Source organism: Sporosarcina cyprini (assembly GCF_022048975.1).
Taxonomy (GTDB): Bacteria; Bacillota; Bacilli; order Bacillales_A; family Planococcaceae; genus Sporosarcina; species Sporosarcina cyprini.
In genome coordinates this window covers 1-22,841 of record NZ_JAKMHX010000036.1, presented here as the reverse complement: position 1 = coordinate 22,841, position 22,841 = coordinate 1, and the positions used below count along the sequence as shown (strand labels likewise).

The 22,841-nt window shown below is 46.1% G+C and carries 23 protein-coding genes; 11 read left to right on the top strand and 12 right to left on the bottom strand.

The features are described 5' to 3' along the window. Positions 1–75 precede the first annotated feature (75 nt). From L7D49_RS18435 to L7D49_RS18425, 3 genes are all read right to left on the bottom strand, one after another. The gene (locus tag L7D49_RS18435) at positions 76–1,770 is read right to left on the bottom strand and encodes a M3 family oligoendopeptidase (RefSeq protein WP_238083669.1); all 1,695 of its coding nucleotides are present in this window, start codon (positions 1,768–1,770) and stop codon (positions 76–78) included. A gap of 226 nt (positions 1,771–1,996) precedes the next feature. After that, positions 1,997–4,063, bottom strand: coding sequence for a S9 family peptidase (locus tag L7D49_RS18430; RefSeq protein ID WP_238083667.1), 2,067 nt, complete (start codon positions 4,061–4,063; stop codon positions 1,997–1,999). 175 nt (positions 4,064–4,238) lie between these two features. Then, a complete protein-coding gene (locus tag L7D49_RS18425) occupies positions 4,239–4,520 on the bottom strand; it encodes a phospholipase (protein WP_238083665.1) in 282 nt (93 codons plus the stop codon). Positions 4,521–4,719: 199 nt separating this feature from the next. On the opposite strand from L7D49_RS18425, the gene L7D49_RS18420 reads away from it, so the two are divergent. The 6 genes from L7D49_RS18420 (at position 4,720) to L7D49_RS18395 (ending at position 7,720) form a co-directional block, all read left to right on the top strand. Next, a complete protein-coding gene (locus tag L7D49_RS18420) occupies positions 4,720–5,205 on the top strand; it encodes an NUDIX domain-containing protein (RefSeq protein ID WP_238083663.1) in 486 nt (161 codons plus the stop codon). Between the two features lie 28 nt (positions 5,206–5,233). After that, on the top strand, positions 5,234–5,449 hold the full coding sequence (locus tag L7D49_RS18415; protein WP_238083662.1) for a hypothetical protein: 216 nt from the start codon (positions 5,234–5,236) through the stop codon (positions 5,447–5,449). Beyond that, on the top strand, positions 5,446–6,300 hold the full coding sequence (locus tag L7D49_RS18410; protein ID WP_238083660.1) for an aminoglycoside phosphotransferase family protein: 855 nt from the start codon (positions 5,446–5,448) through the stop codon (positions 6,298–6,300). Before L7D49_RS18415 ends, L7D49_RS18410 begins: the two co-directional genes overlap by 4 nt. 97 nt (positions 6,301–6,397) lie before the next feature. Further along, the gene (locus tag L7D49_RS18405) at positions 6,398–6,874 is read left to right on the top strand and encodes a GNAT family N-acetyltransferase (protein WP_238083658.1); all 477 of its coding nucleotides are present in this window, start codon (positions 6,398–6,400) and stop codon (positions 6,872–6,874) included. Between the two features lie 29 nt (positions 6,875–6,903). After that, positions 6,904–7,242, top strand: a complete 339-nt coding sequence (locus L7D49_RS18400) for an NIPSNAP family protein (RefSeq protein ID WP_238083656.1) — start codon at positions 6,904–6,906, stop codon at positions 7,240–7,242. A 34-nt stretch (positions 7,243–7,276) separates the two neighbouring features. Further along, complete coding sequence (locus L7D49_RS18395; RefSeq protein ID WP_238083654.1) at positions 7,277–7,720, top strand: GNAT family N-acetyltransferase; 444 nt, start codon at positions 7,277–7,279, stop codon at positions 7,718–7,720. Positions 7,721–7,772: 52 nt separating this feature from the next. On the opposite strand, the gene L7D49_RS18390 is transcribed toward L7D49_RS18395, so the two are convergent. From L7D49_RS18390 to L7D49_RS18365, 6 genes are all read right to left on the bottom strand, one after another. Then, positions 7,773–8,255, bottom strand: coding sequence for a glycosyl-4,4'-diaponeurosporenoate acyltransferase CrtO family protein (locus L7D49_RS18390; RefSeq protein WP_238083652.1), 483 nt, complete (start codon positions 8,253–8,255; stop codon positions 7,773–7,775). Between the two features lie 30 nt (positions 8,256–8,285). Further along, positions 8,286–9,404, bottom strand: a complete 1,119-nt coding sequence (locus L7D49_RS18385; protein WP_238083649.1) for a glycosyltransferase family 2 protein — start codon at positions 9,402–9,404, stop codon at positions 8,286–8,288. A gap of 33 nt (positions 9,405–9,437) precedes the next feature. Beyond that, positions 9,438–10,931, bottom strand: a complete 1,494-nt coding sequence (locus L7D49_RS18380; RefSeq protein ID WP_238083648.1) for a phytoene desaturase family protein — start codon at positions 10,929–10,931, stop codon at positions 9,438–9,440. Between the two features lie 23 nt (positions 10,932–10,954). Beyond that, a complete protein-coding gene (locus L7D49_RS18375) occupies positions 10,955–11,818 on the bottom strand; it encodes a phytoene/squalene synthase family protein (RefSeq protein WP_238083645.1) in 864 nt (287 codons plus the stop codon). Positions 11,819–11,832: 14 nt separating this feature from the next. Continuing rightward, entirely contained in the window at positions 11,833–13,350 is a 1,518-nt protein-coding gene (locus L7D49_RS18370; protein WP_238083643.1) for a phytoene desaturase family protein, read from the bottom strand. A gap of 199 nt (positions 13,351–13,549) precedes the next feature. After that, positions 13,550–14,269, bottom strand: a complete 720-nt coding sequence (locus tag L7D49_RS18365) for a polysaccharide deacetylase family protein (protein WP_238083641.1) — start codon at positions 14,267–14,269, stop codon at positions 13,550–13,552. Positions 14,270–14,517: 248 nt separating this feature from the next. Here L7D49_RS18365 and rbsK point away from each other — a divergent pair, with 248 nt between their 5' ends. The 4 genes from rbsK (at position 14,518) to L7D49_RS18345 (ending at position 18,932) form a co-directional block, all read left to right on the top strand. Further along, on the top strand, positions 14,518–15,447 hold the full coding sequence (rbsK, locus tag L7D49_RS18360; RefSeq protein ID WP_238083640.1) for a ribokinase: 930 nt from the start codon (positions 14,518–14,520) through the stop codon (positions 15,445–15,447). Positions 15,448–15,459: 12 nt separating this feature from the next. Beyond that, positions 15,460–16,665, top strand: a complete 1,206-nt coding sequence (locus tag L7D49_RS18355; protein WP_238083638.1) for a M20 metallopeptidase family protein — start codon at positions 15,460–15,462, stop codon at positions 16,663–16,665. Beyond that, positions 16,662–17,582: a nucleoside hydrolase gene (locus tag L7D49_RS18350; protein WP_238083636.1), complete on the top strand. Its 921-nt coding sequence runs from the start codon at positions 16,662–16,664 to the stop codon at positions 17,580–17,582. The genes L7D49_RS18355 and L7D49_RS18350 overlap by 4 nt, the downstream gene beginning before the upstream one ends. Positions 17,583–17,645: 63 nt before the next feature. After that, positions 17,646–18,932 carry a uracil/xanthine transporter gene (locus L7D49_RS18345; protein ID WP_238083634.1) on the top strand — a complete coding sequence of 429 codons (1,287 nt, stop codon included), beginning with the start codon at positions 17,646–17,648 and terminating at the stop codon, positions 18,930–18,932. 20 nt (positions 18,933–18,952) lie between these two features. On the opposite strand, the gene L7D49_RS18340 is transcribed toward L7D49_RS18345, so the two are convergent. Continuing rightward, positions 18,953–19,951, bottom strand: coding sequence for a LacI family DNA-binding transcriptional regulator (locus tag L7D49_RS18340; RefSeq protein ID WP_238083632.1), 999 nt, complete (start codon positions 19,949–19,951; stop codon positions 18,953–18,955). Positions 19,952–20,121: 170 nt separating this feature from the next. Here L7D49_RS18340 and L7D49_RS18335 point away from each other — a divergent pair, with 170 nt between their 5' ends. After that, complete coding sequence (locus L7D49_RS18335) at positions 20,122–21,351, top strand: NupC/NupG family nucleoside CNT transporter (RefSeq protein WP_238083630.1); 1,230 nt, start codon at positions 20,122–20,124, stop codon at positions 21,349–21,351. Positions 21,352–21,633: 282 nt separating this feature from the next. On the opposite strand, the gene L7D49_RS18330 is transcribed toward L7D49_RS18335, so the two are convergent. After that, complete coding sequence (locus tag L7D49_RS18330; RefSeq protein ID WP_238083628.1) at positions 21,634–22,530, bottom strand: IS3 family transposase; 897 nt, start codon at positions 22,528–22,530, stop codon at positions 21,634–21,636. Beyond that, a partial coding sequence (locus L7D49_RS18325; RefSeq protein ID WP_238083626.1) for a transposase occupies positions 22,527–22,841 on the bottom strand: 315 nt, incomplete at its 5' end. The genes L7D49_RS18325 and L7D49_RS18330, both read right to left, overlap by 4 nt.

Below are 22,841 nucleotides of genomic sequence, written 5' to 3'. Positions count from 1 at the left end.
AGAGTTCAATTAAGAACTCTTTTTGTGTTTGGAGATTGGTTCATTTTGACTGTAATCTCATTCAATTCAATTTCATTAATGAATGTCTTGAATGACTTGTTCTAAGAATTCACCCATTCGTTTAACAGTTGGCTCTGTAAAATCAAAGCTGACTCCGGTTTCTTCATATATTGCTGAGATGGATTGATTGTAATCAGCACTTGCTCCTTTTTTGAAGGAATCGACAGCCGATGCAGGATCTTTGCGGTAATTCTCAAGCAATTGAAGAGCCCCAAGCATCGAGATGGAATATTCAATGTTGTAGAAAGGATATTCAAAGTAATGAATGGTTCCTACCCAACTCATCCCAATTTCTTCTTCAAGACCGGACGTATCGACAGGGTTTAAGATATATCGTTTTGAGATTTCAAAGAATTTTTCATCACGCTCTTTGGCAGTGTGGTTCGGGTTCGTATACATCCAATGCTGGAAGAGGTCCCCTGACAACGGGCCGATTAACATCGTAAATGCTCTTCTCAGCTCCTCACGTTGCGCACTACTAAACTCGTCTTCAGAATAAAACTGATTCATCTTATCCAATAAGAGCAATTCCATCCCATGAGAAAACAGTTCAGCAACTTCCGCTCGTCCTTGGTATTCTTCCAGAAGACCGTCCTCGGAAAACTGGAGATACCCATTCACCGCATGGCCCATTTCATGAATTAACGCAATCAGAGAGAAGAAGGATGGACTAAAGTTTGCAAACACAAAGGTATCCCCTGAAACAGGCAAGGATGTACAGAAACCACCTGGGCTTTTTCCTTTCCGGTCCCCAAGATCGAGTAATCCATGCTCTCTCATATACTCAAAGCGCTCTGCGAAATAAGGATCGGTTTTCCCTAACATTTCGGAGACGCCGTCCATTAGATCGGACACCCCGGAGTATGGAGCTTTTTTCAAGAGTTTTGCGGTGTGATCCCAAGGGCGATAGGTTTCGACACCAAGCTTGGATTTGAAAACAGCTGCAAGTCGATTCCAAGCAGGGATGATATGCTTCTCAACATTTTCATGGAAGTCATAGCAATCCTGCACACTATATTCACGGTTTTTTACGACGAACATATAATCACGATAATTTTCAAAGCCGGCATTCAATGCCACTTGGTGGCGCACTTGAACGAGCTCATCCATGAGAGCATCCGTCTCAGGCTTAATTTGACGGTATGCTGCTCGTATTAAGTGATACGCTTTTTCACGCACGGCTCTGTCTAAATGATCGAGTTGGGATTCGATAAACGGAAACGGCTTTTCCTCACCTTCCCATTCAACGGTCAAGCCTCCCATAATCTCATTATATTTTGTACTGAGCTCTTGTTCCTTTACTGCTAATGGAATGTTTTCTTCTCTGAACAATTTAACCTTAGACTCGCGAATGCGTCGCATTAGGCCGTACCGTTTTTCATCCAATTGACTGGAATAAGGAGACTCACAGAATTTCTCATTCAACGTCGCTTCATATTTCATTACAAGTGGGTGGATTACCTGCTGATCGTGCATATACCTAGACTTGATGTCTGCATCCTCTGTATTCCGTAAGAAGTCGACTTGGTGACCTGTCAGCGCCTCTGAGATTTTATTGATTAAATCTTTCTCATCCTTTAACCACTGTTCTAAGTCTGCAATGGATTCAATCGAAACCTCTAGCAAGCTTTTAAATTGAGCTTCAAGCCCTTCAACATCCTGTAAATCAATTAATTCCTTATAATACTTGTGTTCTGTATTTTGGGTCATTGAAAACCCTCCATCCTTAGAGTTATTTTAATTATCCTACTTTAGATGATATAGTTTCGAAGTTATCAAAGCCAGCATCTTCGAAATAATCAACTAGAAAAAATCATTGTTCTTTGACGTTGATTACTTCGGTTATACAGACGAATTTAAAAGGCAAGAGTCTATATATCGAACTCTTGCCCCCATGCTGCCTAAAGAAATGTCTATATAGTCTACTTCATTCCTATTAATTCTTCGCTTCTACCTTACTTTTCACACCAAGACGATCAAGGACAAACGCATAGCATTCTGCCGCTTCCTTTAAATGATTGAATCGGCCGGATGCACCAAAATGGCCGGCGCCCATGTTCGTTTTCATGACGAGGATGTTGTCGTCGGTTTTTAACGTTCTGAGGCGAGCCACCCATTTGGCCGGCTCCCAGTACCCGACACGCGGGTCGTTCAGGCCGGTCGTAATATACAAGTGTGGATAGTCTTTCGCTTCGACATTGTCATACGGGCTATAGGACTTCATATAAAAATAGTCCTCGGCCTTCTGCGGATTTCCCCACTCGTCCCATTCCAGCGTCGTCAGTGGAATGGATGTGTCGAGCATCGTCGTGACCACATCAACAAATGGTACAGCTGGCACGATGACTTGGAACAGATCTCCTGCCATGTTGGCGACTGCGCCGACGAGCAAGCCGCCAGCACTGCCTCCACGGGCTGCCAGTTGGCTTGAAGTTGTATAGCCTTCGTCAATCAAATGCTTGGCTGCGGCTATGAAGTCGGTGAAGGTATTACGCTTATTTTGCATTTTCCCATCTTCATACCAGCCGCGTCCCATTTCCGAGCCGCCTCGCACTTGCGCCGTCACAAAAACAATTCCTTTTTCCAACAGAGGAAGACGATACGAGTCAAAACGAGGATCGCTGTTTGCTCCATACGATCCATAACCATATAGAATTAATGGTGCTGGCCCGTCACGTAGCGCATCTTTATGGTAGACAGCAGTCATCGGCACTTGTACACCGTCCACAGCTAGCGCCCACAACTGTTCTTGGCGGAATTGAGAGCGGTCATAATCGCCGCTGACGGGAGCAATCTGCAAACAGTGCTTCTCTCCGGAAAGCGGATTTAGCCCGTACGTTGTTCTCGGCGTGAGCAAGGAATCGTATTGGATCAATACTTCACTTGTTTCATAGCTTTGTTCTGAAACAACGCCTACTGTATAAATCGGCTCCTCCCATTTGATAAGCTCCAAGTCACCGTTCTTTAGCACCCAAATCTGCGTTAATCCGTTTTCACGACCAGAGATGACCAACGCATCACGGAACGGATACATGGATTGAAGAAAGCGCTCCTCTTTATACGCTACTACGTTTTCGCGCGAGTGCAGATCATCGATCGGACAGCGGAGCAACTGGAAGTTCAGCGCGTTTTCGTTCGTTAAGATGAGAAGATCATCTCCCCAATGTTCCACATCGTACAAGATTCCTTCGCGCCGTTCATCCACTACTTCGAAAGCGGATAACGGTTCGTCTGCATGTAACATTCTGACTTCGCTCGTTGTTTTCGAATGGGAATACACAAAAATGAATTTTCCGCTTAGCGACGTTTCAATGAATAACGTGAATGTCTCATCTGTTTCTTCGTAAATAAGTTCGTCACTACCTGCTTCACTTCCCAATTTGTGCCGCCATAACCGGCACGGCCGTTCGTTGTCATCGACTGTAGTGTAGAAGAGATAGTCTCCGCAATGGCTCCATTCCAGGCTTCCATAAATATAGACATTCGGAATCTGGTCCGGCAGCAGCTCACCCGTTGCCAAGTCTTTGACAAAGACAGTGTATCGATCGGTGCCATCCCGGTTTTCTAAATAAGCAATACGAGTTTGGTCCGTGCTCAACCGTATCGCAGTAACACTTAAGTAGCCATCTTCCTCCGCCAATTCATTTAGATCAAGCACGATTTCCTCGGTTGCGTACTCGAGCAGCTCTCGGGAAGCCGACTTTTTACGCGCATAGATTGGATACTGCTTGCTTTTGTCCAGGCGGGAGTAGTAAAAGTATGGACCGCGCTGCACGGGCACTTGTACTTCCGATTCAGGCACGCGGTCCACCATGCTCTGGTAGATCTGCTCGGTACGTTCTTCCAGTGGACGCATGATGTCCTTGAAATACTCGTTCTCTTGCTCTAAATACTTGATGACCTCCGGATTGTTTCGATCCTTCAGCCAATAATAATCATCTTCTCGCACATCGCCATGCAATTCATGGGGATGGGGAATTCGTTTTGCAACAGGTGGTTTCATTGTAGCTCCTCCTTTCAGGCTAGGTACTAGGTTCGTGAAATGCTTCGGGAAACCCTCTTTTATTTCTGGAAATATATAGAGTGTTTTAGTTAGAACATGGGCGGCGAAAATTGAAGATATGAAAACGAAAAAAAGCTAGTGATTCCAGGATGGAATACTAGCCTAAGGTTAGTAGTCAAAATCCACAAGTGAAGAACGATTGCATTCTCATGTAGCGATACAGCATACGGGCATGTCTGCCAGCTATCGTGGAGGGATCAATTTCTCGCTCCAACCGGCGCAGAAATTCCCGATCGCATACGCATCGCCTGCCGCCGCTTTGATAGCATAAATCATGTGCCTTGCATGCTGCATCTACATTATTTACAGGCTCCCCGGGTCCGCTGCAGCCTGGTCCACACCAGTTATAGCCCGGCAAGACGCAAAAACGTAAATTTCTTTTTCTTCTCTTTGTCATTCTAAGACCCCCTTTCCTTGCCAAACTGCTATGTATTGTAAAATATTCGATAGCCTGTTTTACTGTCTAAACGGTTAGCTCTGGTACAGAAGGCATTGAACAAGAAATTGCTAGGAGGAGAAGAGGGTTTTAGCCGGCAATTGGCGAATTAGACAGTTCACATACAATGGAAAATTATTGGGGAAATGGGGATGAAATGATGACCTACCACATCAGAGTGAAAGCGGGAGCCGTAATTATTGAAAATGAATCAATTCTTCTAGTTGAATTTTCGAAAGAAGAAAAGGGAATTCACTATAATTTGCCGGGCGGAGGTGTGGATCCTGGCGAAACAATTATCGACGCGGTACGGCGCGAAGCGTGGGAAGAGGCGTCTGCAGAGGTAGATGTAGGACCGCTTGCATTCGTCTATGAATATGCGCCTGCTATCAATGAGTATCGTTATGGATCCACACACTCGCTGGCGCTCTATTTCGAGTGCAGCTTAAGAGAGGGGAGCATCCCAAAATTCCCGGCTGTTCCCGATCCGAATCAATCAGGGGTGACCTGGGTGCCATTGGCCGATCTTGAGCATATTGTGCTGTATCCCAATATTAAAGAGCAGCTGATGGATTATGTGAAAAACAAACGATCGATTGAATTAATTGAGGAGCGGCACCTGAAGGAATACAGCACGAACGTGTAACGCCCTTAATCGTTAGGGAGGGGAAAGAATGGAATCAATATTGGTAATCATCTTATTTAAGCTGGTTGGCTTCGCACTTCCATGTATTATATTATTTATGCTCATCATGCTGCTGGCTCGCAGAAGGACGGCTAACTCTTCTAATCAGTACAGTCACTTGATCAGTATGGAAGCAAAGATGGAGACGATATTGAAGCAGAATGATGAAATTATTGCACTTCTGAAGGAAAGGAATGTTAGATGAATCGTCTGCAAACAATTAATTGGATCGATACAAAGGTAGATTTGAATGTTTTATTGCAAGCAGCCACTGACAGCAGCCGGCACCTTGTCGATCAAGGCTTTGAAGCGGAAGTAGCCAAGTTTCATACTAAGGGGGAGACATTTGTCTTAAAAGTATGGAATCAAAGCTCTAAGCCGGGCGTCAGATTCCAGTATCATCTATTGGATCGATTGAAACTGCATGGAATAGAAGTGCCAACGCCCTTCGGCTGGGGGCTGGATGACGATGAAAATCAGGTATTGCTGACCAGTGATAATGGGTGTCCAGTATCTGATTTGACGAAGGACAATATGGTGGAAATGGCCCGAATCCTATCCCGTATTCATCGCCTAACGAAAGAGGAAATTGGTGTCCTTCAAGTTCCTGCTTATCATTTTATGGATTATTTTTTTCCAGACGTCCAAAAGCATTCAGACCTCGCGCAACTTTTGACAACACTGACTCAAGTTGCGCAGCCCAAACAAAGCCACCTGATCCATGGAGATTATCATTTCCAGAACATTGTCCAGCGGAACGGCCAATTCACGGTAATCGATTGGACCAATGCGCAGTGGGGCGACGCCCGGTATGATGTTGATTGGGCTTTTCTGCTCTTTTATGTATACGCATCAGAACCATTTGCCGATGTATTCCAATCTGCTTACATAACGAATGAAACAGTTGCAGAGCTCCAACCATTTAAAGCGTTAGCCTGCCTGCGATGGGTTTTGCTATATCGAAATGGCGGTGTGCCGGTGCTTCCAGATACTGTAAGTAAAGTGGAGCGCTTCATTAAATTGAATCCGTTTCTGAAAGATTCCTTATCGCTATAAAGTATGAATAGTCCGGTTTTATTCGTAAATTAATCCGGCATCTGAAACTTTGGGATCTGCTTCGCCGTAAACAACAGGGGAACGGGGGGGATTCGCCATGGTGGAATTCCGAAGGATTACTTGGGAGAATTTTCAGGAATGCATCAAGCTGGAACTCAAGGAAGAGCAGAAAAATTATGTGGCTTCCAATTTGTATAGCTTGGCTCAATCGTACGTAGCCTTGTTGAATGACGAACTGCCAGCAATGACATTTGCAATTTATGCGGAAGAAAAGATGGTAGGATTCATTATGATGTACCACGATACGGCCGAAGAGAATGAATTCGGAGATGAGGCTTGCTATGGCATACTTCGCTTCATGATCGACAAGCGGTATCAAGGGCAAGGGCATGGGAAAGCGGCGCTGGCAAAGGCGCTTGCGTACATAACGACCTATCCGCAAGGGGAAGCGGCTTCCGTCTATATTTCGTATGAATCGGAAAATGAAGCGGCGAAAAAATTATACAAGTCTTTCGGTTTTCATGAGACAGGGCAACTAATTGAGGGGGAGACGGTTGTTAAAAAAGATTTATAGGAAGTCGCGTGAGAGGAGAAAATGATTCATTGTTTCATAGAAGAAAATCGTATATCGTTAAAAATGAATTCGTCGAGGAATTGAATACCCATTTTACCAACATCAATTTGCCAAACCAGTTAAAGCATGGTTCGAAATTGGTCGGCAGGTGGATGGTACCACTTGGTAATGAAACAACGGAGATCTTCGCAATCTGGGAGTACGAGAGCTATGAAGTGTACAAGGAAATTGAAACGAAAATTAGAGCAGACCAGGAACATGTCAGTCGAGTTGTAGAATGGTATGAGAGAAATGGTGGCAGAGACCATGTCCTTAACCACTATCTTGTGGAAGTAAAGGATGAGCAGTTGCTGCCCACTGTAAATTAACTAGACGCAAACAGAGAGAGAGAGAGAGGAAAGCATGTTACATTTAAAGCCGATTACGAAAGATAACTGGATTGACGCGATATCCCTTCGAGTGCGAGAGGACCAAGTGAAATTTGTTGCGTCGAATGCTGTATCACTTGCACAATTAAATTTCTTAGATCATTTCCATGCGAAAGGAATTTATGCGGATGATGAAATGGTCGGGTTTACCCTGTTTGGCATTGATGACGAGGATCATGAATATTGGATGTACCGCATGATGATTGATCAAAAACATCAAGGAAAAGGGTACGGCAAGCAAGCGGTTCTGCTCGTCATAGAAGATATTCGAAGCATGAAGGAAGAACGTCATCAGATCATCAACTTGTCATATGAACCGGAGAATGAGGTAGCGAAGCGACTTTATGGACAGCTAGGCTTCAACGAAGTGGAAGGCTTCGTAGTTGACGGGGAACAGGTGGCGCGATTCCATTTTTAATGAGACAGATTAGTATCTATTTAAGAAGGTTGAAATTGCGAAAAGCCCCGCTTCAACGCGAAGCAGGGGCTTTTAATATACGTTCGATTCGTGGCCGATTGTATCGCTGCAGAATAATGAGCGGTACGTTAAATAGTATGGCATACGCTAAATTGACATAGCCCGCCCATGAGGGATTCCATAGAAAGAACAGCAGCGCCGGCGGAATGGAAATCCAATGGGTGAATTCGGCACGCCTTGATTCCAGCAGAAAGAGGGATAAGGAGGCCGAATCCCAGCCATGCAATTGTTTTTTGTTGTAACCCGAACGGATGAAAAGTGTACCGTCAGGAACATATTGCTTCCATGCTTTCACACGCGCAACGTCCTGCCAGAGGCCCCCTTCCTTTTCCCAGTGAAAGCTAGTAAAGAGCCAAGAATATTTGACGAACCATCTGATCGGTATTTTGTTGGTAATGGCCGAAATGCCAATTTGAATGGAGAGCCAAGCAAGTGCATTGATGACAAAAAGCCAGATAATGGGCAAGTCTTTCATTTCCGAATCGCCTTCTTTGGGACAACCGCATTATACATGAATATCCCGCCCTCTCCAGCTGACTCTTTTACGCACTTTTCCTAAATACGCGGAGCGCAGAAAGATAAGCGTGAACAGCAGTAAATGGATTGGATAGAATAGGAACATCCAGATGTTAAAACTGCCGATGCGCCTTGCAAACAGGGCGAAAGTGGCTGCGAATCCAAAGTACAAAACAAATGAAATGATGTACCACACGGAATTCTGGACAAAGAATGAAGCGGGAAGCATGAATGCGATTGCCAGGCCGCCTGCCATCCAAAGATTGATCAGCAGCATGACAGCTGGGGCTGTAAAGCTGGCGCCAGTCGCAAAACTTTTGGTCAGACTTTCCACCATCTGGCCAGCCCCTTCCGAATACATGCGCAGCGTGACGAGTCCTTTTCCGCTGTAGCAATGGACCGGATATCCGGCCTCCTGAAATTTTCGTCCCAATGCTAAATCATCCATGACATGCCCGCGCACCCCCGCATGTCCGCCTGCTTGTTCATACTCTTCTCTGCGGCATAAGAGGCAAGGCCCGAAGGAACCTGCACTTGAAAAACGGCCTGAGAATGCCGAGAATACATTCATCCCGACAACTGCAATGAGTGGAAATAAAGCGGCGGCGTTCTCGTACCACGAAACGACACGATGATAAGGTTGCAAGGAGACAATTCCCGTGCCGCCGAGCTGCTCGTAAGAAGATACATATTTCAGCAGACTCGTATTCTCTTGAAATTCAGTATCCGCATCCATGAATAACAGCAAATCGCCTCTAGCTGCTTGAACACCCGCCCAGCATGCGGCGGATTTTCCAATCCATCCGTCTTCGGGCGACAGATTTCGAATGACAAGAGCGCCGTAAGATTCGGCGATTTTGGCGGTTTGATCTTCAGAATCATCATCGACGACAATCATTTCAAAGTTTATGCCGGTCTGCTTTGCCAGCGATTTCAACAATGGAACAATGCGTTGCTCCTCATTGCGGGCGGGTATGATGACAGAGACTAATAGTGATGTGGAAGGAAGATCGGCGGCAGGAGGTGAAGGGAAGCGGAGAAACATGAGGCCCCCTGCCAAGAGGCCGACTGCACCAAGTAATCCGGCAATTGCCAACACAATGACCATTTTAATTACCTCCTGCCCGCATCGTTATCGTTTTCACGTTCTGTCTCGCTCTATAATTTTATTGCATACTTGCTGGCCACTTAGCGTCACCATCGGCATGCCGCCGCCAGGATTCACAGTTCCTCCGACAAAATAGAGGTTATCATAAAGCTCGCTTTGCTTTTTGTTCTTGAAACCTTTGTTCTTCCGTTTATCGGAAACGGTGCCGTAAATGGAACCTTTGTGGGATCCGTACATTCTTTCAATATCATGCGGTGTCCAGACATCCTTCGTCACGATATTCTCCCTTAAGCCCTCAAGCCCCATCCGTTCCAGCTTCAGAAGAACCCGTTCTTCTAATTCCTTGTAGTCCTCATCTGTAAACGGATTGTCTTGGATATGAGGAATATGAGGGAGGATCTTCAAGTTTTCATGGCCGGCAGGCGCTTGGCTTGGATCCGTTTTATTCGTATTGACCAGATAGATTGTAGGATCATCAGGCAACTCGTAGTGGTGGAACACTTTCTCCATCTGTTCCTTCAAATTTTCGGAAAAGAAGAAGTTATGATGGTTCAGCTGTGGATATTCCTTTTTCACGCCAATATGAAGGACCAGGCCGGAACTGGATGGTTCAAACTTTTTCGTTAGCTTGTCAGTAAACGATTTGTCTTCTTCCAGAAGCTTTTCATAGGCAGGGATCACTTCCATATTGGAAACAAAATAGTCCGCTTCCAGCGTTCGGCCATCAGCCAATTGTACACTGGCAATGCGCCCGTCTTTTTTATGCAGCTTTTTGACTGCGGTGCCGGTATGAAGGGATACACCAGCCGATTTTGCAAGCTCTGTCAAACCTTCTGCGAGCTTATGCATGCCTCCCGGTATGTACCAGCATCCCTGAGCATGCTGCATGTAAATCATCATATTGAGTACAGCCGGTGCATCGTATGGAGAGGAGCCGACGTATTTAATGAAATAAGCGAGCATATCACGCAAATGCGGTTCTTTGATTCGCTTTGCAATGGCTTCATACATAGTGGAAGTCAGATCGAATCCTTTAAATGATTTCAATAGACCATGATGCCGGATTACTTCACCTGTCGTATCAAGCCCCTCTGCGAAATAGCCCGCTTCTGTCATATCGTACAGTTGCTTGGCATACTCGAGGAATTGATTGTAGTCATCGATATCCTTACGGCTCAGGTAAGGATTCGCTTCTTCCATCAGCTCCAGGTCTCCGTATAAATCCACAATCGTTCCATCCGGAAAAAAGGAGCGCCATTCCCGCTGCAGCCGGTGGATTGGCACATAATCCGCCATTAGTTTTCCGCTGCCATGAAAAAGCTTTTCGAAAATATGTGGCATCGTCAAAATGGAAGGGCCTAAGTCAAATCCGAAACCGTCCTGTTCCAGCCGGTTTAATTTCCCCCCAAGATGATCGTTCTTTTCAAATAATGTTACGCTGTAGCCTGCTTGCGCCAAAGAGATGGCGGCAGATAATCCGCCAAGTCCACCTCCTATGACGATGACTGTCTTATTACTTCGCGCCATCTGGATCCCTCTCTTCTCTTCGTTCATCCCGTCGCTTCGGATAGAATTTGTATCATTTGATGAGTGGATACGTAATTGCGTCTGCGCAGGCAATCATAGCCGTTTTGTCTGACACTCGTTAGAATTGCACGATAAATGAGGGCCGAAGAAAGCACAGCAAACCGGCTATCTTGGTCAAACAACTCGATTTTATCGAGAAACTCATCGTACAGAGCCTCAGCGCGAGAGGCCATCCGTTCCCATAACAATTTAAACCCTTCGGTTACTTCGTATTTTGCAATATGTGCCGGAGTATAGTCTGCCAGCTGCATTTCCTGTTTTGGCAAATAAATTCTTCCCAGCTTCGTATAATCTTCGCCGACATCCCGCAAGATGTTCGTAATCTGCATCGCGATGCCGAGACTGACTGCAACATTCGTGCACTCTTCTTTCGCCTCGCTGGCAATGATCGGCAAAAGCATCCGGCCGACAGAACCGGCGACATAATAACTATAGGCCTCCATCGCTTCCAAACTGTCCGGCTGGGCAAAATGAATATCCATTAGCTGTCCTGTCAACTGGTCGTAGAATGGCAAGATATCCATCTCGAATCGATTAAACACATCTCGGAGAGCGCGCCAAAGTGGATGATCGTCTTCTTGGTTGAATGCAAAGCGGTTCAATGAGTCAACCATCTCGTTCAAGGCGACTGTTTTCGCTGCTATCGTGTCATTTTCATCCACACAATTGTCTGCGGTCCGGCAAAAGGCGTAAATGGCATAGACCGCCTGCGCCTTTTCCTGCGGAAGAACGGAAAAGGCCTGGTAGAAGCTGTTGGAATACTGTTTAATGATTGCCTCGCAATACGCATAGTCGGATGCGAGAACGGATTGTTCATTACCTAGCATGAGAGGTTCTCCTTTCATCTTGCCTGTAGTAGTTGGCCATCGTCATAAAGCAGTTCTTCCGTGGCAATTTTGGCGGACAATAAAACAATCGGGACGCCTGCACCAGGGTGAGTACTGCTGCCTGTGAAGTACAGATTTTCACAATGTGTCGCTTTGCTCTGCGGGCGGAGGTGATTGCTTTGGTTAAGGCTCGGCTGCAGTCCAAAGCAGGCTCCGTTATATGCGTTAAACCGTTTCAAGAAAGCATCCGGCGTCATATACGTTTCCGTTACAATTTCATTCTCAATATTTTCAAAGCCTTTTACGTTCTTTAATTCGCCGAGGACATAGTTTCGATAATGTTGAATTGTGCTGTCATCCCATTCATATGAGGAGCAGGACAAGTCTGAAACCGGTACAAGAATGTACAAGCCGTCCTTTCCTTCAGGAGCAAGAGATGGATCGAGCTTGGAGCCGATATATACATAGAAAGAGGCCGAATCCAATCGTCTTCCATCGAATATTCCATCGAGGTTTCCTTTCAGATCATCATTGAAAATAAAGTTATGGGCATTCGGAATTTCATCGTATTTCCGGTCCATGCCGAGATACATTAGGAAGCAGGAACAGGAATATTTCATGCTATCAATCTTTTTATCTGTATACTTGCCTTTCGCTTGAACATCTTGGACGAGATTCTTCATGGCATATGGGAAATCGGCATTGCACATAACATGATCAGCAGGAATGAAATCTCCTTTTAAACGGATGCCGACCGCTTTTCCGCCTTCGATGACAATCTCGTCTACCGGGGCATTATAGTGAACGGATCCACCCAGCTCCTTAAAGAGCCGTTCCATCGACTGTGCCATCGTATACATGCCGCCTTTGATGAACCAGACGCCATAAAGGAATTCAATCATTGGAATCATCGTATACAGGGAAGGTCCAGTATAAGGAGAGACACCGATGTACAAGGTCTGAAAACTGATCATTTGTTTTAATCGTTCATCCTTAATGTATTTGCTGACAAACTTATCCGCGTTGCCGAATGTCTTCAAACGCAACCCTTGCCGAATCATGGCGACATTGTAGAAGTCGGATTTTCTGCGGAACGGCCTTTGAAGAAAGTGTTCCTTTGCAATGAGATAGCGTTTATGGATCTCCTGTAAATAATTCAAAAAGCCTTGTGCATCCTCATCGCTGACATTTTCGAAAGTTTCCATCAATCTAGTTAGATCAGAGGAGATTTCGAGATGATCACCAGCTTCTTTTCCGAAATAGACACTATACATCGGATCTAAGCGTTCCATCGGTATATAGTCATCCGGATTGCGACCGCAAAATTCAAATATTTCACGATAAATTTCAGGCATCATGACAATCGTGGGACCCAGATCGAAAAGGTAGCCGTCCTTTTCGATACGATGCATTTTGCCGCCTGGCAGTGCCTCTTTTTCAAAGAGCTCTACATCGTACCCTAGATATTGCAAGCGGATTGCACTTGCCAAACCCGCTACACCTGCACCGATCACAATCACTTTCTTTTTCATTCCATTCTCCTCATTTCATGTTTTGTATAATGTTTGTATAGTTTATATCCTAAAGAAGACGGAAATCTAGTCTATTACTCTGAATTATACATGAAATTTCTCAAAAGGAAAGCATAACCTTATACAAATTTGTACAATGTTTTATCTGGGTAAAAGAAAAACCCTTTGGACCTGTATTTGGATCCAAAGAGTTTTGAAGTTAGACGTTACGTTTAGCAGTGCAGGGGAGCAAGAAGGGAGTGCCTTGTGCAGTAGCTTCTTCTAAAAAAATCTTGAGTTTTTCGAGCATTACGCCAGGCGCGTCATCATCCGCACCAGGGTTGGTTCCGTCATCATGCAGCAGAATAATGGAACCATCTGCCGGAACCTGTCGTAAACCGTCCAGCAGGCGGGTCTTGCAGCTTGCAACCTTCCAATCTTTAAAATGGTGAGTCCAAATGATAATTTGGTAGCCCCGTAATCGTGCAAGGGGAATGGAAGCGGCATTCAAGAAGCCCCAAGGCGGCCGGTAAAGAATGGGACGAACGCCCGTCACTTGTTGGATAATGCGCTCTGTTTCCACCAGTTGCCTTTTTAATTGGCTCGGCGAAAGCAGCCAGCTTGAAGTATGCTGCAAATGGTGAATTCCGATTTGATGCCCTTCCTCGTGCATGCGTTTCAAAATAGCCGGGTGGGCTTTCGCCTTTTCCCCAACAACAAAGAAGGTCGCTTTGACATTATGTTTCTTTAATAAATTCAAAAGTTCTACTGTATACACTGGATGCGGCCCGTCATCGAACGTTAGGGCAATTCCGTTCCTGTTTAATTTCTTTACAATCCCAAAGCCTGTCAATCGGATGAAGGCGGTCGCCAGCACTGTATAGAGCAGAGGGACGAAGCTTAGACAAGCAATAATAGTCGCAATGGTACGTTTCCCCACAGTAACACCTCACTTAAAAAAATAATTCCAATTGTTGTTCATTGTAGTCGATTCAAAGTTGGGAATCGAGCAGAAAGCAAAAGACGCTGCTCTCTTTACAATGAGAAGAACAAAGAACGGTATCCGTTTTTGGAATAAACACTGCCCAGTACGTAAACATTACATAGCAATGCCGAATTCGATTTGCGAGGTGGTTATGCGTATGGTATTCTTAATGTGTAATCGGTTACACATAGGTGTTTTATCGAATGACGGATGGAATAGGTGATAGGGTGAATAGGAAAATTGTCGTTGTTGGTAGCATAAACATGGATATTGTCATTTCGGCGAGCCGCCTCCCGAAGATGGGGGAAACGATATTAGGTGAACGAGTCACCTACTTGCCCGGTGGTAAAGGAGCCAATCAGGCTGTCGCAATGGCGCGGCTTGGCGGCGAAGTCCAAATGGTCGGTGCGGTTGGGAACGATGAGTTCGGCCGCAGTCTTCTTGAACAATTGAAAGCGAATGGCGTTGGAACAACGTTTGTTGAAATGATTGATGGAGTTCAGACGGGAATTGCCAATATCTATTCCGTTGAACACGACAATTGCATCACCGTTGTGCCCGGCGCGAATTTTGCGGTGACTCCAGAAAAAATCGATGGGCGTATCGAGCAGGCAATTGCTTCTGCTGATGTGCTCGTAACCCAGCTGGAAATCCCGCTTGCCACTGTAGCACACGTATTGAAAGTGGCGAAACAGCATGGTGTCACAACTATTTTGAATCCGGCACCTGCACAAAACTTGCCTGTTGAATTGCTTGAATTGGTCGATTTCTTAACACCGAATGAAACAGAATTTGAAGCGATGTCAGGACATTCCTTCTCCTCCCGGGAACAATTAAAGACACTGATGGAGGAATGGCAAAATAAGCACCAGCAAACTCTTCTCGTGACACTTGGCGAGGAAGGTTGTGCTTATTTGGACAGCGGCTTGTTGAACATTGTGCCTCCGCCTAAAGTCGACGTCGTGGATACAACGGGAGCTGGGGATTCATTCAATGGAGCACTGGCAGTCGGCGTGACGAATGGCTGGCCAATGAGTGAAATGGTGTCATTTGCAGTCAACGTTTCGGCAAAGGCGGTAACAAAATTCGGTGCCCAGGAAGGAATGCCTTTCCTGAATGAATTGAAGGAATAGGAGGTCTGTTTGATGGAGCATATTTCATTGATATATATAGAGGAAAACTTGGAAGCCTATTTAAAGGACACGTTTACATTTTTGCATCAGCATCCCGAGCTAAGTAAAGAGGAATACGAAACACAAGCATTTATTGTAAAAGAATTGGACCGTCTCGGCGTTCCTTACAAAAAAATGGCGAAGACTGGTGTTTGTGCTGAATTGACTGGAAGAGAGCCAGGAAAGACCGTACTCATCCGTTGTGATATCGATGCACTTCCGATTGAGGAACAGACAGGGCTTGACTATGCTTCCAAACGACCAGGTGCCATGCATGCATGCGGCCATGATGCACATACGACAATCGGTCTTGGTCTGCTGACTATTTTGAAGGAGCGGAAAGCAGACTGGAAAGGTACTGTGAAAGTGATGTTCCAGCCATCCGAAGAAGTACAGCCGGGTGGGGCAAAGCCGATGATCGATGAAGGGATTCTGGAAAACCCGAAAGTGGACGCGGCGATTTGCTTGCACACCAATCCATTTTTAGAGCCAGGTAAATTTGAAATGAAAAAAGGATATATGCTTGCCAATACAGACCGTGTGTATATTTCATTAATCGGGAAGGGCGGCCATGCGGCGGCGCCTCAACAAGGGATTGATGCCATTGCAATGGCTGGCCAATTCATAGCCGGCACACAAAACATTGTTTCCCGGCAAACATCGCCTCTCGATCCCGCAGTTATCACGTACGGTACAGTGAACGGCGGCTTTACGTCAAATGTCATGTGCGACCGGGTCGATATTTCCGGAACGGTCCGCACGATTAAGACGGAGACGCAAGATCGCATCGAGGAGCAAATCGAGGAATTGCTTAAATCCGTGACATCATTTTGGGGCGGTTCGTATGAATATAACTATAGCAGAGGCTATCCGGCATGCTGGAACGATCCTCAACTGACGGATGTTGTGGCGAATGCAATCCGTACGGCTTTTGGCGAAGATAAAGTCGTAGAAGTGGAAAATCCGTATATGAGCGGAGATGACTTTTCCATTGTCGCGAACCATGTGCCTTCTGTTTTCATGTATTGGGGCACAGGATCGACTGAGAAAGAAAACTTCCCATGGCATAACGCCAAGTATCATGTGAATCTGGATGCGTTGAAATACGGGGTGGCAACTGCGGTAGAATGTATTACAACTTTACTTGAATCGGATAAGGCAGGGGGAACAAAAGCATGAAAAAAGTAATTATCGATGTGGATACAGGAATTGATGACGCAATCGGGATTTGCCTGGCAGCGAAAAGTGGACAAGCCGACATTCTAGGCATTACGACAGTAAACGGCAACACATCCCTTGACCAAGCAACCATCAATACAACAAAAGTGATGAAGCTGCTTGGCCGGGAAGATGTTCCGATTATCAAAGGCGCAGACCGTCCATTGCTGAGAGACCCTCATTTTGAAGTGAGCGTGCATGGGAATGACGGTATCGGCGGTGCTTTGAAAGAGATGGAAGTGACTGTGAATGAAGAAGGCTTCGCTCCTGATTTCATTATTGAACAGGCGAAAGAGCACAAAGGTGAACTGACGATCATTTTGCTGGCTCCGTTGACGAATATGGCGCTTGCAGTTCGAAAAGAACCCCGATTGAAGGAATGGGTCAAGGAACTTGTCATCATGGGTGGCGCTGTCAGTGCACCGGGCAATATTACACCGACCGCGGAATACAACATGTATATCGATCCAGAAGCAGCAAAGATTGTGTTTCACTCCGGCATTCCGATTACCCTTGTCGGACTTGATGTAACGCAGCAAACGCTTTTGACCGAAGGCGATATTGAACGGATGAACGCCGGCGAAGTTCGCGATTTCGTGCAAGAATCAACCGTTCATTACATCAACCGCTATTTCGAGTTAACGGGTAACCGGGCATGTTCCATGCACGATCCGCTTGCAGTAGGCGTGGCTCTTGATCGATCCCTTGTCCGGACAGTACCGTATTATGTGGACGTTGAAACGAACAGCGACTTATGTGATGGCCACACAGTTTGCGATTTTAAGGGCTGGACGAAGAAAGAGCCGAATGTGAATGTCTGCTTGGAAGTAGACCGGGAAAGGTTCATTGATACGTTAGTTGAGACGTTAGGGAGATAAGCCGCGGAAGGAGAGTCTGACACACATGTCAGACTCTTCTCCGTTTAGAAAGAAGGAAACTGGATGAACGCTTTATCAAAGCCTGCATTGTCATTGGCTGGCGTGCAATGGTTGTTTTTCATGTTTGCCAATACGGTCGTTGTGCCGTTATCGGTTGGTGCTGCATTTGAGTTGCCTGAAGCGGAAATCGCCGGCATCATCCGGACATCATTCATCGTTACGGGAGCAGCGAGCATTTTACAGGCAACTTGGGGTCATAAATACCCTCTCATGGAAGGGCACGGAGGTGTCTGGTGGGGGCTGGTGCTCAGTCTTTGTGCGTCTGCGCCAGCGGTTGGACTTAGTTATGCCGAAGTAGGGGGCAGTCTTGCGCTCGGAATAGTCCTTGCAGGCATTATGACCATTGTCCTCGGTGCATTTGGTTTTGCCGGGACATTGAAAAAGATTTTTAATCCTATCGTGTTAACGGTCTATCTCTTTTTATTATCCTGCCAGCTCATCATGGTGTTCTTCAAAGGGATGCTCGGAATTAACGAAGAGGGAAAGATTGATGCGTCGGTTGCCATGCTGTCAATCGGCATTGTTATTTTAGTGTTAGTACTGGCGGTAAAAGGATTCGGCAAACTTGGGAATTACTCGATTTTAATCGGGATGATCGTTGGCTGGATCGCACATACGCTTCTGTTTAAGGCAAGTGTGCAAGTAAGCGGCGGCTCTTCGATGTTATTTCCATTTTTGCCTTGGGGTGCGTTTCGCATGGATGTCGGAATCGTTCTAACGGCTTTCCTCGCAGGATTGATTAATATGGCGAATTCCTTAGTAGCGATCACCACAATTGAAAAGCTTTTCAAGCAGAAAACGACAGATGCTCAATATCGGCGCGCCTTTATGCTGACGGGGTTACATACGATTGTTGCTGGGTTGTTCGGTCTTATACCTTATGGTCCTTATACTTCCTCCATTGGTTTCTTGGAAAGCACGAAAATTTATCAGCGTCTGCCGTTCATTCTAGGTGGAATGCTTTTCATTATCATGGGCCTAGTGCCGCTGTTCGGTTCGTTCTTCTCTCTAATGCCGATGAGTATCGGAGATGCCGTTCTGTTTGTTGCCTATTTGCAGTTATTCGGCAATGCGGTAAAGAATATCCGGCAATTGCCGCTAGAGGAAATCTCCTTGTATCGGCTGACCTTGCCAGTCTTAATCGGACTGAGTGTCATGACGATTGCACCGGCTGCCTTCAGCACATTCCCAGTTCTTATGCAGCCAATCATCAGCAACGGACTGCTTGTCGGGGTTCTCATTTCACTTATTATGGAAATGGCTTCAAAGAAGAAAAAGGTGGCAGGATAAAAAAAGGTGAGTTCCATATACTAGGAACTCACCTTTTTTGTTGATTGTTTTTCAATCAACTCGACGTCAAACAGTCTGCTCTTCATATCGATCGGTTCTTTGTTGATCAATGCGACGACGTACTCCATTGCGGCCTTTCCAATTTCATAGATCGGCTGTGCAATCGTGGACAGCTCCGGAATCATCATTTCCATATGGATGCCATCGAAACCGATGACTTTTACATCATCCGGCACATGGATGCCCTGTTCGATTAAAGCTTTGACCGCGCCGGCGGCCATTAAGTCATTGCTGGCGAAAACTCCATCTAGATCGGAATGCGCTTCAAGCAGTCCTTTCATCGAATCGTAGCCGCCTTTCACAGTAAAATCACTGTACGTAATGAGGCTCGGCATGAATTGTCCAGTCTTTTTGTACGCATCTTCATAGCCTAACGTCCTCTCGCGTGAAGAAGTGATATGCATCGGTCCGCAAATATGTACGATCTTCTGGCATCCTTGGGCAATCAGATGCTTTGTTGCTGCCATGCCGCCTTCCCGGTTATCAGAGAGAAGCGAAATGATATCTTGTCCGGGCAATGCATTATCCATCAATACGACAGGGATGGAATGCTTCTGCAGTTTAGCTACCTGCTCAGGTTTTATCGTATAAGAAGAGATGATGAGGCCGTCGATCTGCTTCTGGATGAGCGTCTCAATATACTTTGCTTCTTTGTCTGCATCGTTATCTGTATTGCATAGCATAACTGTGTAACCGATTTCATGTGCGGCGTCCTCCACAGCGCGGGCGATTTCAGGAAAGAATGGGTTTAAAATATCCGGCACCATGAGCGCGACAGTCGCTGTTTTTTTTCCTGCTAAACTTCTTGCAATATTATTTGGACGGTAATTCAACTTTTCGATCACTTCTGTAATCGCTTGTGCCGCCTCTTTGCTTACATATCCGTTCTTGTTCAGGAAACGAGAAACGGTAGCCACAGATACGCCGGCCAGTTTGCTTACGTCTTTTATTGTAGCCATAATGCACCTCAATTGTGATATCGTTTACACCAACATAGCAATAATCCATGTTTTGGTCAATGAAAGTCTTATAATATCACATTGACAGTCACTAAATTGATGTGGTAAATTACATGTAACCGATTACACAATAGTGTGAATGAGTTTAGTTTGGAGTAGGGGAGAGGACTATGAATATACTATTTGGGCTGTTAGGCTGCCTCGTCATCTTGGCGATTGCATTTCTACTATCCGAGAATAAAAAAAGGATCAACTATCGAGTCGTAGGTATCGGTGTTGTGATGCAAATCTTATTCGGTTATATTGTGCTGAAATCAGCATTCGGCCGAGAGGTGCTTGAAAAAATATCCGAAGGAGTCCGCAATATTATCCATTATGGAAACGAAGGATTAACATTCGTTTTCGGCGGATTAGCGGATGCTTCCCAGCCGACCGGTTTCATATTCGGAGTCCGGGTCGCTGCTATGGCGATTTTCGTAACAGCACTTATTTCTGTACTTTACCATTTTGGAATTATGCAGCTTTTCGTCCGAATCATCGGAGGAGGCCTTTCCAAGATTCTTGGGACAAGCAAGGCAGAGTCGTTGACTGCAGCCTCTAACATCTTCCTAGGTGTTCAAGAAGCGCCAGTCATCATCAAGCCATACATTAAAACGTTGACACGTTCTGAAATTTTTGCCGTCATGACCGGCGGACTGGCCTCGGTCGCAGGGGGAACACTCCTTGCTTACGCCGCACTGGGCATTCCAATCAATTATTTGCTTGCCGCCAGTTTCATGGCTGCTCCAGCTGGACTCGTATTCGCGAAAATCCTGATTCCGGAGACGGACACGCCATTAAATGTAGTGGAGGCAAAGGAATCGAAACCTTCCAGTGCTGATGAAGTCAAACCGAGTGTCATCGACGCCATTACAAGAGGCGCAATGGAAGGACTGAAGATGGCGGGTCTGATCATCGCCATGTTGATCGCGTTCATTTCCATTATGGCCTTGTTCAATGGCTTACTCGGAGGCATCGGCGGATGGTTCGGCTATCCAAAACTGTCCCTTCAACAAATTTTTGGCTATATCTTCTCCCCGCTTGCGTTCGTCATGGGTGTTCCTTGGTCGGAAGCATTGACGGCAGGCAACTTGCTTGGTCAAAAAGTGGTGCTCAATGAAATGGTCGCCTTTACGTCATTCCAGCCTTTGATTGAATCGCTGTCTGACAAGACCGTAGCCATCATGACATTCGCCCTTTGCGGATTCGCCAATGTCGGCTCACTTGGCATCTTGATCGCCAGCATGACTGCATTCGCAGAAAACCAACGCGGCGTTGTCGCAAAACTTGGCATGAAAGCCGTCTTGGCAGGAACACTCGCCAACCTAATGAGCGGTACAATTGCTGGTATGTTTATGTAATAAAATGAACCGTCCTGACGTTTTGTCAGGACGGTTTTTGCGTTGGGGCAATACGTGGCGTGGGAATCGAGTGAGGGAGAGGTGACACGGAGATTATGATTTGTGCGGTGCGTGCAATGATTCTGGCGTTCGTTTCGGTAATCTGGCGTTCATGGTCTTCTGTCAATAAAGTGGACAGCTAAAAAATGATAATTCCTTTCTAAAACCCTACCGCGCTTCGCTTGCTCGGACAGTCATGATCATCGGTTCAAAAGCGAACCGATGATCACGACTGTCAAACTGTTACGAAACTGTTCGCTCTGAGAGTTGGAAGCCCGCTTTTTTTTCATACGTTTCCGGCGATAGATAACCGAGCGTAGAATGACGTCTTCTCGTGTTGTAAAAGTCGTCGATGTAGTGGCTGATGGCCTCTCGTGCCTCTTTCCGTGTTCTGAAGCGGCGGCGATAAACTAACTCTTTCTTAAGAGTGGCATGAAATGATTCGATGCAGGCGTTATCGTACGGATCTCCTTTTCGGCTCATGCTAATCTGAAAGTTATTCCACTTCAGTCGGTCGATATAGTCCGTTGAACAGTACTGGGAACCACGATCGGAATGATGGAAAAGCTCTCCCTCGGGATTTCGCAGAAGCAGCGCCTTCTCCAATGCCTGAAGCGGCAGCTCTGTCACCATGGTGGCCTCTAGGCTCCAACCGACGATTTTTCTAGAGAAGAGATCCATGACACTCGCCAGATACAGCCAGCCTTCCATCGTCCAGATGTACGTGATGTCGGCGACCCAGACCTTATTCGGCGCATCGACGAGAAATTTACGCTCCAGCAGGTTCGGATAGATGAACTGATTATGGTTGGAATCCGTTGTCGTCGTGAATTTCACTTCCGGTACAGCGCGCAGCCCCATCTCCTTCATGAGCCGGCCGACGGTCCGCTCGCATACAGAATAGCCCCATTCCTTGAGGTCTTCAAGAATACGGGGACTTCCATAGGTGCCAAGGCTTTCATGATAGGATTTAGCGATCATTCGCTTGAGTTCCTCTCGCCAGGCCGTCCGTTCTGTTCTGTCGTCTTGGGCTTGTTGGCAAGCCCATTTATAGAAGCCGCTTTTCGATACCTCGAGTACTTGGCACATCTTCACTACGCTATATTCGTCCTTATGGTCTCGGATGTACGAATAGATCACGTTCGGCTTTTCATGAAGACATGCATGGCCTTTTTTAAGATTTCAAGCTCCTCATCCCGGTCTCTCAGCTGTTTTTCAGCCTCTCGGAGCTTCTTCTCCATCTCGGAGAATGTGTGGAGCTGGCCATCCGGATTCGCCAGTCGTTCCTGCTTTTCCCGATACTGCTTCGCCCAATTGCGTATGGTCGAGGGACTCATCCCGAATTCATATGCAAGGTCCGTTGCTTTCCGCCCTTCTTCTACCAGAAGCTTGGCGATATGTTCCTTCACTTCCTGCCGTTGATGTTTGCCCATATTTGACACGCCCTTTTT